The sequence below is a fragment of the Candidatus Jidaibacter acanthamoeba genome (assembly GCF_000815465.1).
GTDB classification, from domain to species: Bacteria; Pseudomonadota; Alphaproteobacteria; order Rickettsiales; family Midichloriaceae; genus Jidaibacter; species Jidaibacter acanthamoebae.
In genome coordinates this window covers 1-13,560 of sequence record NZ_JSWE01000186.1, presented here as the reverse complement: position 1 = coordinate 13,560, position 13,560 = coordinate 1, and the positions used below count along the sequence as shown (strand labels likewise).

Annotated in this window: 14 protein-coding genes; 12 read left to right on the top strand and 2 right to left on the bottom strand. The window is 33.2% G+C overall.

The genetic code is table 11. From position 1 onward, the window contains the following. Window positions 1-90: 90 nt before the first annotated feature. From fliD to NF27_RS08925, 7 genes are all read left to right on the top strand, one after another. Complete coding sequence (gene fliD, locus NF27_RS08955; protein ID WP_039458557.1) at window positions 91-1,908, top strand: flagellar filament capping protein FliD; 1,818 nt, start codon at window positions 91-93, stop codon at window positions 1,906-1,908. A 22-nt stretch (window positions 1,909-1,930) separates the two neighbouring features. Then, complete coding sequence (locus tag NF27_RS08950; protein ID WP_039458555.1) at window positions 1,931-2,497, top strand: hypothetical protein; 567 nt, start codon at window positions 1,931-1,933, stop codon at window positions 2,495-2,497. A gap of 63 nt (window positions 2,498-2,560) precedes the next feature. Next, window positions 2,561-3,076, top strand: coding sequence for a 2-amino-4-hydroxy-6-hydroxymethyldihydropteridine diphosphokinase (gene folK, locus NF27_RS08945; RefSeq protein WP_039458553.1), 516 nt, complete (start codon window positions 2,561-2,563; stop codon window positions 3,074-3,076). After that, the gene (folP, locus tag NF27_RS08940; protein WP_039458551.1) at window positions 3,069-3,833 is read left to right on the top strand and encodes a dihydropteroate synthase; all 765 of its coding nucleotides are present in this window, start codon (window positions 3,069-3,071) and stop codon (window positions 3,831-3,833) included. Before folK ends, folP begins: the two co-directional genes overlap by 8 nt. Before the next feature lie 58 nt (window positions 3,834-3,891). Then, window positions 3,892-5,436: a glycine--tRNA ligase subunit beta gene (glyS, locus tag NF27_RS08935; protein WP_053332736.1), complete on the top strand. Its 1,545-nt coding sequence runs from the start codon at window positions 3,892-3,894 to the stop codon at window positions 5,434-5,436. Window positions 5,437-5,552: 116 nt separating this feature from the next. Then, window positions 5,553-6,092: a hypothetical protein gene (locus NF27_RS08930; RefSeq protein WP_053332735.1), complete on the top strand. Its 540-nt coding sequence runs from the start codon at window positions 5,553-5,555 to the stop codon at window positions 6,090-6,092. Between the two features lie 30 nt (window positions 6,093-6,122). Continuing rightward, window positions 6,123-6,590 carry a hypothetical protein gene (locus NF27_RS08925; protein WP_039458548.1) on the top strand — a complete coding sequence of 156 codons (468 nt, stop codon included), beginning with the start codon at window positions 6,123-6,125 and terminating at the stop codon, window positions 6,588-6,590. Between the two features lie 337 nt (window positions 6,591-6,927). On the opposite strand, the gene murD is transcribed toward NF27_RS08925, so the two are convergent. Beyond that, window positions 6,928-8,334 (bottom strand): UDP-N-acetylmuramoyl-L-alanine--D-glutamate ligase, encoded by a 1,407-nt coding sequence (gene murD / locus NF27_RS08920; RefSeq protein ID WP_039458546.1) that lies wholly within the window; start codon window positions 8,332-8,334, stop codon window positions 6,928-6,930. A gap of 4 nt (window positions 8,335-8,338) precedes the next feature. After that, entirely contained in the window at window positions 8,339-9,427 is a 1,089-nt protein-coding gene (gene mraY, locus NF27_RS08915; RefSeq protein WP_039458542.1) for a phospho-N-acetylmuramoyl-pentapeptide-transferase, read from the bottom strand. A gap of 314 nt (window positions 9,428-9,741) precedes the next feature. Here mraY and NF27_RS08910 point away from each other — a divergent pair, with 314 nt between their 5' ends. The 5 genes from NF27_RS08910 (at window position 9,742) to NF27_RS08890 (ending at window position 13,525) form a co-directional block, all read left to right on the top strand. Next, a complete protein-coding gene (locus NF27_RS08910) occupies window positions 9,742-10,392 on the top strand; it encodes an alpha/beta hydrolase (protein ID WP_053332734.1) in 651 nt (216 codons plus the stop codon). Between the two features lie 18 nt (window positions 10,393-10,410). Further along, complete coding sequence (locus tag NF27_RS08905) at window positions 10,411-11,538, top strand: FtsW/RodA/SpoVE family cell cycle protein (RefSeq protein ID WP_039458539.1); 1,128 nt, start codon at window positions 10,411-10,413, stop codon at window positions 11,536-11,538. Between the two features lie 5 nt (window positions 11,539-11,543). Further along, complete coding sequence (locus NF27_RS08900) at window positions 11,544-12,152, top strand: TonB C-terminal domain-containing protein (protein ID WP_039458537.1); 609 nt, start codon at window positions 11,544-11,546, stop codon at window positions 12,150-12,152. A gap of 199 nt (window positions 12,153-12,351) precedes the next feature. Continuing rightward, complete coding sequence (locus NF27_RS08895) at window positions 12,352-12,735, top strand: hypothetical protein (protein ID WP_039458534.1); 384 nt, start codon at window positions 12,352-12,354, stop codon at window positions 12,733-12,735. A gap of 121 nt (window positions 12,736-12,856) precedes the next feature. Then, the gene (locus tag NF27_RS08890) at window positions 12,857-13,525 is read left to right on the top strand and encodes a hypothetical protein (RefSeq protein WP_039458531.1); all 669 of its coding nucleotides are present in this window, start codon (window positions 12,857-12,859) and stop codon (window positions 13,523-13,525) included. Window positions 13,526-13,560 lie beyond the last annotated feature (35 nt).

Sequence of the window (13,560 nt, the reverse complement as noted above, 5' to 3'; positions counted from 1 at the left end):
CTTAAAAATAGAAAGCTTGGGGAGCAATGCCTCCCCGGGCTTTTTTTATAATAAATTTTAGTTTTTCAGGCACTTAAAAATAGGGAAAAAATGGGATCAATGTTAAGTTTAGGGAATTTTGATACTATTGCAGGAAAAAAAGTCCTCACCGGGGGAAGCCTAGGGCTTGACGTTAAGTCAATAATTGAAGGCACGGTTTTTCCGAAAAAATTGGAAATTGAGAAAATTGAAGATTCATTATCAATAACTAATAAAAAATCTTTAGTGTTTAAAGAGCTGTCCACTTATGTAAAAAACCTGGAGACTTCTGCAAGTTTATTAAAAAATGCAGCAGGTAACAAGGATGATATTTTCTCCAAGAGAAATGTTGCCGCAACAATGGGTAACGGTGTCGGGGCTGATAACTATATTTCAATTAGTGTAAAAAACGGCGCGCCGATCGAAAATTTCAGTATTGAAGTTCAAAAAACGGCAAAAGCGAAAATACAGCAAAGTTGGGCGTTTTCATCAAAGACAGACGGAGTTACAAACGACCCCACCACCCCCTCAAGCGGTGAGTTCAATGCAGGAATTTTTCAAATTAACGGAATTGATATAACTCTGGATGAGGGCGATTCATTAAGCACTATACAAGATAAAATTAATGCTAAAAGTTCAACTACAAATGTTTCAGCTAAAATATTACAGCCCGACGTAGGGCAATATAGGCTTATACTTGAATCGAACCTGACGGGGGTGGAAAATGCATATACCCTGAATGACCCGAGTAACGTTTTAAATAACGTCTTTACACAAGACCCGACTAATAACCCTAGCTTAGACGTACAAGCTGCACAAGATGCAGTCATGGTTTATAACGGAAGTATCACGGTAACCAGGCCTTCAAATAAAATTACCGATTTTATCGATAATATAACTTTTACATTATCGGAAGAGACTAAAGCAGGGGATATTATTAATGTTAGCGTTAGCCCTGATACTAAGTCAGTTCATGATTCAATCACTCAATTTGTAGAAAATTATAATGTACTTACAATGTTTATCCAACAGCAGGATTTTATTGCTGCACAAAAGCCGGATAAAGATGAAACCAATGATGAAAAAACTACTAGACTTGCAAATTTAAAAAAAGATTCATTAGTTAAAACTATTAAATCCAATGTTAAAAATATTCTTACCCAAGCTTTGGAAGGACTTCCCGATTATAACACTCTTGCAAGTATAGGAATAACATTCGTTAAAAAGGAAAATGTTGTCGTTCAAGAAAATAATTATACAGGTGTTTTAGTGACGGATGATAACAAACTTAATTCCGCACTTTCGGACAATATGGAAGATGTGAAGAAGTTGTTCGGATTAAATTTCACTTCCGACTCGGCTAATTTATCTATTGGTGCGAAAAGGGGAACTAATATTAATGTCAGTTCACTTAAGTTTGATATAGATGTCAATAGAGCTGCCCCGGAGGATAGAGTGCGGGTAACTTATACCTCGCCGACCGATTCATCGCCTGTTACAATTAATGCTTCCCTAACTTTGAAAAATCCTGACGATGTCACTCAAGGATATAATATACAAGGAATTGCAGGAACAATTTTAGAAAATTTTGATTTTTCCTATACAGGCAATGGTGTAGAGACAATTAATAGCTCTATCACTCAAGGCTTTGGTGATAAAATTAGCAATTATATAAGCGAGCTTAATAAAGAAGAAGCTTTTACCAAAGCTCAAAAAACATTAACTGACTCAGTAGAAAAGTATAAAAAAGAGATTGAAAAAAAGAATGAAGCTATGGATAAGGAAAGAGAATTTTTACTGAATAAATACGGTAAGCTCGAAGCCTTGTTCAGGGAGCTTAATTCTACATTAGAGTTTTTAGAAGCGCAGCAGCAATATTCAACTAAATAATAATACCAATTAGGGAGTTAATATGATTTCAGGAATTAATTTATTTGCAATTAATGAAGACAAATCTGAAACAAAATATGCAAACCCCTCATATACTAATAAACTAAATAACTACGGTAGTAATAATTTATATAACCCGATAAATGCATTTAGCATATATATTAGAGCTTTTGAGTATGTTGGTAATACATGCAAATTCGTTATAAACGAGCTGAAAGAAATAAAGAAAATTTCTGCTGATAAGATCGGTAAGCAAAAACAATCCTTGGCACAAAGAAGGCTTGAAGTATATAATAGAATTGATAAATCCCTAAAAATCATTATGGAATTCAGAAAAGTATTTTCCCTTTCGGAAGACCATGAACTCCAGGCACATTTAAAAGATATCGATGAGAGGTTGGCCTTTATTTATGATAGTATTGTTTTAGCAAATGCAACTTTAAAAGAAAAATACTTTGAGGAAGCAGGTATTGTTACTAATTATCTGACCCAATTTTTTGTTGCTATGCAAAAAAATATGCATGATTCAGTGCCCGCTGCTAATTTAGAAAGTATTGAGCAAAGCAAAGTCGGAAATCTCATATCTTGAAAGCATTTTAAAACTGGATCATAATAATAGTATTTATTATAATAAGCAAAAAAGCATTTTTTTATGAAGTATCTTTTTAGCTTAGGTTCCAACCTTTTTGATAGAATTTCTTATCTGTCACAAGCAGTAAATAAACTTGCATTTTTAAAAGAATTAAAAATTTCCTCGGTTTATGAGACTAAAGCCCTGTTACTTGAGGGCTATAACCCTGAATGGGATAAAGATTTTTTGAATTTATGCCTAAGCGGTTTTTCTGATTTGGATCCTTTTCGTATGCTTGGAGTATGTAAACAAATTGAGGCAGATTTAGGAAGAGACTTAGCCACACCTAGGTGGTCTCCTAGGGTGATTGATATTGATATTTTACTCGCTGATAATTATATAATAAATGATAATAAAATTAATATTCCGCATCCGGGTATGTTAGAGAGAGAATTCGTTTTAGTTCCTGCATGCGAAATTGAAGCAAATCTAATTCATCCTATTACAAATAAGCCTTTACACTATGCTTTAAAAAAGCTACATCTTAACCAAATATCGAAGGTCAAAAAAACTAAATTAGAATTAATAAATGGCTAAGCTAGTTGGAATCCTGAACGTTACTTTAAACTCTTTCTCGGATGGCGGGAAATACGCTGTACCACAGGACGCTGTAAACCGTCTTTGCACACTTTTTGAGGAAGGTGCGGATATTGTTGATATCGGAGCAGCTTCGACTACATATGGTGCAGAGCTCGTTACCCATCAGGATGAATGGAAAATACTCGAGCCGATTTTAAAATGCTTAGATAAAAAACCGATAAGTGTTGATACATATAACTATCAAACGGCTGAGAAGGCAATAGCATACGGTGCCGAGATAATTAACGATGTATCCTTCGGTTTAAATGATAATATGCTGAAGCTAGTTGCCGAAAGTAAAGTAAAATATATTTTAATGTATAGTTTAGTTGTACCTGCAGATAAAAATGTCAGAGTAAATAATATAAATGAAATTGAATATGGTTTTGAAAAGAAAGTTGAAGCATGTTTAAAATATGGTATTGCATTAGATCAGCTGATTATAGATCCGGGAATCGGCTTCGGTACTAACCCTAAACAATCTTTTGAAGTATTAAAAAATTTAGAAAGGTTTAGGAAATTCGGTACTGAGATCCTAATCGGGCATTCCCGCAAATCTTTCTTAGAGCTTGTTTCGGATTATCCCCCCCAAGAAAGGGATTTAGAAACTTTAACCGCGTCACTTTACCTAAGAACTCAAGCGGACTATTTAAGAATTCATAATGTAAATTGGCATAGAAGAGCCTTTAAAGTGGCGGAAGCATTAAATTTTTAATCCATTATTAGTGCATTTGTGCTAATGTTCTTATTCAAATAAAATAAATTGAAATTATATGAGTGATTTTTTATTAGAATTATTTTCTGAAGAAATGCCGGCTAAAATGCTTGCTGCCTTTACTGCTGCTTTAGAAAAGAATATAGTCGATAAATTAGGGCAAAAAGTTGAATCAAAATCTTTTTATACTCCAAGAAGGATTTGTATACATATTAACGGATTATCAACTGAAGTAGCAGAGCAGACAGAGGAAGTAAAAGGACCTAAAGAAAGTGCGCCTGAGGCGGCTTTAGACGGTTTCATGAGGAAATATAATCTTTCTGACAAATCAGAGTTGGAATTAAGGGAAGGATGTTATTTTTATAAATTAAAACGGAATCAAAGCGATTTAAAGTCAGTACTCAAAGAAACTGTTGAAGTTAGCTTAAATCAAGCTATATGGCCAAAATCAATGAGATGGGGGGATTATGATATCAGGTGGGTAAGGCCGCTGCATTCAATAGTTTGTTTTCTCGATAATGAGGTACTACCGGTTAAATTCGGTCATATAATTGCCTCAAATAAAACTTACGGGCATAGATTCCTCTCGGGTAAGGAAATCACAGTTAACTCGGCAAGTCTTATAGAGTATAGTACATTACTTAAAGAAAATTTTATAATTTTAGATGCATTAAACAGAAAAGAAATTATACAACAGGAAATCCGAAAAGCCATATCCGGGAAAAATCTAAGCATTATTGAGGATAATGAGCTTTTAAATGAAGTAGTAAATTTAGTTGAATATCCTGTAGTTTATTTGGGGCAGATTGATGAAAAATTTATGACCCTGCCTGAAGAAGTATTAATTACCACGCTTAGAAATAATCAGCGTTATTTGATGCTGAGAAATAGTACTTCCGGAAAATTAGCTCCCTACTTCATTATTGTTTCAAATACTATCGGACAAGATCAAGGAAAAGAAATCATTCATGGCAACCAGACTGTGCTAGGCGCGAGGCTATTTGATGCCTTATTCTTTTATGAAAATGATAAAAAAATAAAGTTAGAAAAAAGAATTGAGCAGCTTAAGGCTTTAACTTTTCATAAAGAAATCGGAAGTGTTTATGATAAGGTAGAAAGCGTAAAAGCTATCGCTGAAAAATTATCACAGAGGTTACAAATTGATACTGCAAAAGTTTTAAGAGCGGTTAGTTTAATGAAAGCTGATCTTATAACTGAAATGGTAGGAGAATTTCCTGAACTGCAGGGAATTATGGGTTATTATTATGCACTAAATGATAGAGAAGATGAAGATATAGCAATTACAATAAGAGATCATTATAAGCCTTTAGGACCTAATGATTATGTTCCGACTAATAAAGTCGCGGCAATTGTAGCTCTAGCGGATAAGCTTGATACTTTGAATCAAATGTTTGCAATTAATATTAAGCCTACCGGTTCAAAAGATCCGTTTGCACTACGTAGGGCAGCAAACGGAGTAGTAAGAATCATAGCTGAAAATAACTTTGCACTGGATATTAAAACTGATTTAGCGACTTTTAATATCAGAGAAGATGTAATAAATTATATATCGGAACGGGAAGTTATAAGTAATAATATTTAAGTTAGTTGGCCACTTAATATAAGGTTTTTATAGAAGTTAATAAAGTTTAATTGAAAAAGATATTAAATAATATATAATTTATACCAATTTTAAAATTTTTGTTTATAATTACAAATATGAAAACTCCATTTTTAAAAACAGTACTATTTATTACATTAGTTAGTTTGCTCAACGGGTGTGCGCCTGATCTTTCAAGTCATGTATATACCAGTGATTCAAGGTTAAATTTAACCCTTGAAGGTCAGATTGTTTCAGTGCGTCCGGTTGTTATAAAAGGCTCGGAAAAGCTATCGGATAATGTTATAGGTATCGCAGGAGGCGGTGCTATGGGTGCAGCTGCAGGTGCAGGAATGGGTGCCGGTACCGGTCAGGGTGCAGCTATAGTCGGTGTAGCAATTGCAGGTGCAGCAGTCGGAGCACTTATTCAGGATAAATTGAGCCAGGCTAACGGCAGTGAGTATATTGTAAAAGTTGATATATCTAAACTTAAAAATGTTTACTACGAAGGTAGTTCTGCAATGAGAAATGCAATTTCTACTGCCACAACCAGCGGATTAATTGCCGTTGTTCAGAGCAATGTTCCTCTTCTCCAAGAAGGGCAAAAGGTGTATATCATTTTTTCAAATTCCGGTGCACGAATTACACCGGCTCTATAATTAACTAAAATAATATTGAGATTTTTTGATATGCGTTTTTTACTTATATTACCTTTAATTTTAGTAATTATAACTGCTTCAGGTTGTGCAAAAGTTACAAAAGAGCGCCATTCTCCGGATTTTGAAAGTAAAATTAAGGAGTATAATGATGTAGTGGTTCTACCTCCTAAAGTTGAAGTTAATATGGTTGATGTGGTAGGTAAGAAAAAGCGCATGCATGACTATGAAGATTATCTTGAAAATATAATTAAGGAAGAAGTGGTAAAGGCTATTCAAGATAAAGGGTTCAGAGTTAAAAAGTTACATAGAAGAGAGATATGGGAACAACAATTATCTGAAGATTTTGCACGATTGCAGCAATCTTTTAATACAGCAAAGGGTAAGCTTTATGCACGTGTTTTATGGGAAGAGGAAAAGGCATTCTCCATATCTGAAAACTTAGGTATACCTGCAACTGTTTTCGAAAAAAAATCGATAGTAATTTACTACTTTTTATAGAATATGAGGCAGCGGTTAAAACTAATGGCGCTAGAGCTCGTGATTTCGTAATAAGTGTACTTACTAATTCAAGTGCTGCCATGGAAAATGATGATACCTCCTATCTTTTAATCGGTATTATTGATGCATTAAGCGGTAATGTTTTATGGAGCAATATAATTTATAGTAATCAAGGTTTATATAGATAAAGTGGAAGCTGAGAAGTTAAGATTTCTTTTATCTGATGTCTTTACACCGATTCGTAATAATAAGAATTAACGGTAATTATTACCGATTAGCATAGCAGCTATTTACAAAGAAGGAATTAGCTATTCTTAAATATAGTTCTAATTGGTTTTTAGTCATTCCACATTTCCTTGACTATTTCCTTAAAACTATTACCCCTTTGCTCATAATCTTTCCATTGATCCAATGAAGCGCAAGCCGGAGAGAGTAACACTACTCCGGAATTAATATTGCTCTCTTTAATCAATTCTAAAGACTTTTTCAAAGTGCCGGCACATGTATAAGGTATATTATATTTTTTAAATACCTCGGCAAATTTCGGGGCTGCAGCACCTATTAAGTATACATGTTTCAACCTATCAAATAAATGTGATAAACATTCAATTCCTTGGTCTTTGGAAATACCGCCGGCAATCCAATAAATATTATTAAAAGCTTTAAGAGCATTTTGGGTGGCATCGGTATTGGTGCCTTTGCTGTCATTAATAAATTTAAGCTCTCCTTTTTCAAGTACTAACTCAATTCTATGTTCCAAGCCTTTAAAAGATTTTATTGCCTCTACTATAATTTCCTCTTTAACACCGTTAATTTTGGCCGCCGCATATGCTGCTGCAATATTTTGGGCATTATGTTCTCCCGGTAATCTTTTTAATTCTTTAATTTCAAATTCTTTTTGAACATTAGGGGTTATATTATCATAAATTACACCATCTATTATACTTACCCCATTCTCGGTAATTTTTTGTATTGAAAGGGGGATAATCTTTTGTTTGCCGTATTTAGCTAAGTAATCGAATATTTTTTGCATTTCTAATGTATCTATTGAAACAATCGCATAATCATCAGATTTTTGATTTTCAAAAATTTTAAGCTTAGCTGCTTTATAAGAATCAAAATCCCTATGGCGATCCAAATGATCAGGAGTGAGGTTAAGAAATACAGCAATATCAAATTTAACTTTATTGAGTAAAGCAAGTTGAAAAGAAGAAGTTTCCAGTACATATATTCCATTACTGTCTAGAGGTTCTAACTGCAATGCCCCAACTCCGATATTGCCTCCTACTTGTACAACTTGCTTAGCATATTTCAAAATATGTCCAATTAAGACAGTGGTAGTAGATTTACCGTTTGTACCGGTTATTGCGATATATTTTGACTTGGTGCAAGTCTCATATAATAATTCAATATCAGAAGTGATCGGTATATTCAGCTGTTTAGCTTTTTCAATTATTGGATGGGGTTTAGGGTAAGTTAAAGGTATACCCGGGCTTGCAATAACAGCACTGATATTTTTAAAATTGATTTGGTCAATACTGGGATTAACTATTAAATTTCTTTCGGATATTGCCTGTTGATGCAGCATTCCGGCTAAGCCGCCGATATTCACATTCTGTAAATTATCATCAATTGCTATAACTTTGGTTTTCCCGCAAAGTAATGAATGCAATGCCGGAAGTCCTGAACGTCCTAATCCCAGAAGTATGACTTCTTGATATCTAAATTTATTTATCGGAATCATAACCCTATCTAAGTTTTAATGTTGATAAACCAATTAAAGCAAAAATTATAGAGATTATCCAAAAACGCATAACTATTTTTGTTTCCGGCCAACCTAATTTTTCATAATGATGATGTATTGGTGCCATTTTAAATATACGTTTACCTCTAAGTTTGAAAGAGCCGACTTGTAAAATTACGGAGATAGCTTCAATAACAAATAACCCGCCCGTAATAAATAGCACTATCTCATGTTTTGTAATTACACTTATTACCCCGATTGCTCCGCCCAAAGATAAGCTTCCTACATCCCCCATGAATACTTGAGCGGGAGGAGCATTATACCATAAAAACCCTAGTCCTGCTCCTATCATTGCAGCACAAAATACTGCAAGCTCACCGGAGTGCGATATATAATGGATTTGGAGATAATTAGCAAAATTAACGTTCCCCGCTAAATAGCTGATAAGTGCAAAACATGCAGAAACCACCATTATCGGACCTATTGCCAATCCATCCAAGCCATCGGTCAAATTTACCGCATTAGAAGCTCCCGTCATTACAATCGCAATAAAGACAAAATAGAACCATCCTAAGTCCGAAACAAGATGCTTAAAAAACGGAAAAGTCAGCAAGCGTACATGCTGAGGCTCAGCAATATAGGAAACCATAATACCTGCAATCAATGCTAAGCTAAATTGCCAAAATAATTTTATTTTCCCCGAAACACCTTTGGAGTTTTTATATTTAATCTTTAGGTAATCATCTAAAAAGCCAAGAACTCCATAAGAAATAGTGATGAACAACGTTACCCAAATATAAGGATTGCTAAGATCAGCCCATAATAAAACTGAAAAAGTAATACTTAAAATAATTAGAACCCCTCCCATAGTGGGTGTTCCTTTTTTGGTAATTAGATGTGATTCCGGACCATCGGTTCGAATCGGTTGGCCGCCTTCCTGTATAGATTTCAGCCAGTTTATAATTTTATTACCTAATAAAAAACTTACTAATAAAGCCGTAGCTATAGCTCCGCCGCTTCTAAAGGTTAAATATTTAAAAACATTTAACATGGGATAGTAATTTATAAGTAAGTTTGCAAGATAATAAAGCATTATTTAAAAATCTCATCACTAATATTAAGTTTAAACATACTAATAAAATTACTTTAAAAAGCTATTATATTAATATGTATTCAGTAAAAAGCTTATAAAAAAATATTGCCAAAAGTGATTTAAAAAGCAATATGAAAGTATGTGTATAAACTTAAGAATATATTATTTAAAGATTTGTTTTATAGTTTTTACCCTGATATTCTTGAAGAAGCTTAAAATGAAAAAATATTATTTATAGAAATATCAGTAATATAAATAGGTTTTTAATGCTAGGTATTAATAAAATTTTAATATGATTAGATGGTAAGTGAGAGATGACACTTGAATACTTGGAATATTTAAGCAATAAAAGTCCGGCTCCCGAGCAGTTAGTAATTATGCTGCATGGTTACGGATCCAATGCTTCCGATCTAATATCTCTTGCCCCTGAGCTTGCGGAATATTTACCCCATGCGCATTTTATCTCGCCTAATGCGCCCCATCTTTTTGAAGGAGGCGGGGCTGCTTTCCAGTGGTTTAGCTTAACTCAACGTGACGATGAGTTTATGACTAAGGGTGCAAGAGCAGCGGAAAAAATCTTGAACAGCTTTATAGATGAACAGGCTGCTAAATTTAAACTTACTCCTTCTCAGGTTGTATTATTAGGGTTTTCGCAAGGAACTATGATGTCTTTGCATACTGCATTAAGACGGGAGACATCGGTGAGAGCAGTACTGGGTTATTCAGGAATGCTACTCAGCCCGCATTTATTAAAAAATGAAATAAAATCCAGCCCGAGTATTATGTTAGTACATGGAGCGGAAGATCAAGTATTACCCGCCTCTATGATGACCTTAGCTCAGCATACGTTAAATGATTTAAATGTAGAGTGTAAAACTTTACTTAGGCAAAAGCTTGGCCATGGGATTGATATGGAAGGTATTATAAGTGGCGGCAAGTTCCTACAAGGTATGTTTTCAAAATAGGGTTATAAGTAAAAGAATATGGTTGAACGAAGGGGAAGTGGTTTTTTTAAAAGATGGTGGTGGGCGATTGACTCAGTCTTTCTTATATTCGTGCTGATGGTAATTTCCATTGGTGCTATGCTAATTACTACTGCAAGCCCGGCTGTGGCCGAGAGATTAGGCCTAAGCTCGTTTTATTTTGTAAAAAGGCAGTTTATTTTTTTATTGCTGGCAGTTAGCTTAATATTATTAATCTCGACCTTCTCGGAAAAAACTATAAAAAGATTTTCACTCTTTGGTTTCTTAATATTCCTTACTTTAATGGTAGCAGTATTATTTATCGGAGATGAAGCTAAAGGCGCGAAGAGATGGATAACAATCCAAGGGTTTTCCTTGCAGCCTTCAGAGTTTATAAAACCATTTTTTGCGGTAATAACCGGCTTAATACTATCTGAGCGCTATACCACATCCAATCTACCGGGCTTTACCATTTGTTCATTCCTCTACCTAGTGATTGCTATTCTTTTGATATTGCAACCTGATATAGGAATGACTATTTCGATCACGGCTGTAACGGCTACTCAATTTTTTATTGCTGGGCTTCCGATCGTTTGGATAATAGTAACGGGAGGGCTTACAATTTTCGGAGCATTTGGTGCTTATCTGTTTCTGCCTCACGTTGCACGTAGAATAGATAGTTTTTTAAACCCGAAAGAAAATGAGAATTATCAGGTGGAGAAATCGTTAGAAGCTTACCTAAACGGAGGGTTGTTCGGTAAAGGCCCCGGAGAGGGGACGATAAAGAATGTTTTACCGGACTCGCATACTGATTTTATTTTTGCAGTTTCAGGTGAAGAGTTAGGGGCTATATTCACTTCGGTAATAATTTTATTGTTTTTCCTGATTGTATTGCGTGGGTTCCTTAAAATTATAAAAGATAATAATTTGTTTTATATATATTCTACTGCAGGATTACTAATGTATTTTGCTTTACAGTCTATTTTTAATATCGGTGTTACATTGCATTTATTCCCGACTAAGGGAATGACGCTGCCGTTTATCAGTTATGGCGGTTCATCAGTGCTTTCTTTTGCCATAATTATAGGGATATCCCTAAGTTTAACTAAGAAACGTTACGGTTCACTGTTAGGATTAAAAAAAGAGTAAAAAAAGTGCAAGATAAGGAGAGTGTATATATTGATCAATTCGCTATACTAAGCTTCTTTATTTCGTTACTTTTACATATTTTTATAGTTTTATGCTTTGTATTTTATAATCAGCTATTTATTGAAAAAATCCAACCCCAGAGAAATATCGTAACCGTTATAAATATTAATTTAATAGATTCGGATATTAAGCAAACCGGAGAGAACAAAAATCCTCAACAAGAACTTAGAGTTCATCAAGTGCAATCTAGTATGAGAGAAATAAGAAATATTTTAATAGGAAAACCATTGCGAAATAGCGCAAATAAAGAGGTTATAGAACAGCAGAGAAAAATAGATTCTAAAAATTCTTATGGTATAACTCTTTCGGCACATATTCATAATAACCTTATTAATTTACCTGAAAATATCCCTTCTGATGAAAAAGTGGATATAAGAATAAAAATTGATAAATCAGGAAATTTGATCGGATATAAGATATTAACTATACATGAAGAAGTAATAAATAATTTTATTAAGCAGGTATTATTAAAATCTTCCCCCTTTCCCAACCCTTCGATTGAAGATAATGATATTAATAGTATTACTTATGAGCTTTCACTTTTTCTATTTTAATGTTTTTCTGCAAAATATTTATTTATAAACGTCAAAAAATATTATGTTAGTTTTCAAGCGCATTTGTAAAAAGTTAATAAAAAGTTAATTTTACCCAATAATTTATACTTAAAGTTGTATTATATACCCCTAAATCATATTGCGAATTAACCATCTTCAACTTAAGGTAGTAATTATAGCTTTTGGGTTAGATAAGATTATGCAACAGAAAGTTTTAGATTTTTTTTCTTTTTATTCTAAGTCCTTTAGGGAGTCAAATGCTACAGCTCTTTGTAATATGCATTATATCCCGAACACATTTATATTTAATATATTAAATAAACAAATTAAAGAATTTACAATTCCCGGCGACTTGCAAAGTTACTTAAAAGAGGAATTAACCGAGCAGCTAAGTATTGAACAAACAGACGAAAATTCTATTGAAATCATGAGAGTGCATTTTATAAATAATAACATGTTAATGGCTGAAGTTGATTGGAGCCATTATTTAAAAGATGCCTCGGATGTAGTGGTTATTAAGTGTTTATTTGTTTTAGTACTTGTCGGTGAGGAGTTAAAAATTGCATCGACTACTTTTGTTTAAAATCACTTTTCATTAAAACTTATATATTGCTAACAAAAGTTTTGTAAAACCTTTTTGTTTACCTTTCATTAACCTTTTTTTGCTAGATTCAAAGTTAATAGCTTAGATAGGGAAAAGGGTTATGGCTTTAAATCAAGATAAAATATTAAAATTCATAGAAGAAGGTAATTTTCAAGGTTTACAAAGTTATCTTAATAAAGAATATCATGATATAGACAGTTTAATACCACCCGAAGAATTTATTAATGCATTTAATAATTTTATTAGTAGTGATTCTAAAAATATTACCAATTCTTATAAAATTATAGAACTTTTATATCAGCATTTTACAGATGCAAATAGAAAAACAAAATATGATAATTCTCAAGAACATGAAGATATAAAAGGATTATTTAAGATATATGAAAAAATCTCAGCCGGTAAAGATTATAGCATAGAAGATGTAGTTGCTGTAACCAGAATTAAGGATTTTAAAGTTGATAGTTACCAGAAAAAGTTTGAACTATACCAAGAAAAACAAACCTTAAGAAATGTATATAAAAAAGCAGATGATTTAATAGAAAGAGATTTGATATATAAAATCAAATATCCTGAAAACACTAGCTTTATAAGAAAGCTACTTAGAATTCCGCCGAAACGTAAATCTGAAGATATTTTAAATGATTTAACTAAAAAGCTTCCTGAGCTTATTGATAAGTTAAGAGCTGAAATAGAGAAAGACCCCAAATTTAATGATAAAAAGGGAAATTTTTTATTATCAGATTATGAATGGTTGTGTTGCAAAGAATAGAAATTGGAGATAGATGTTGGTAGAAGCAAATAACT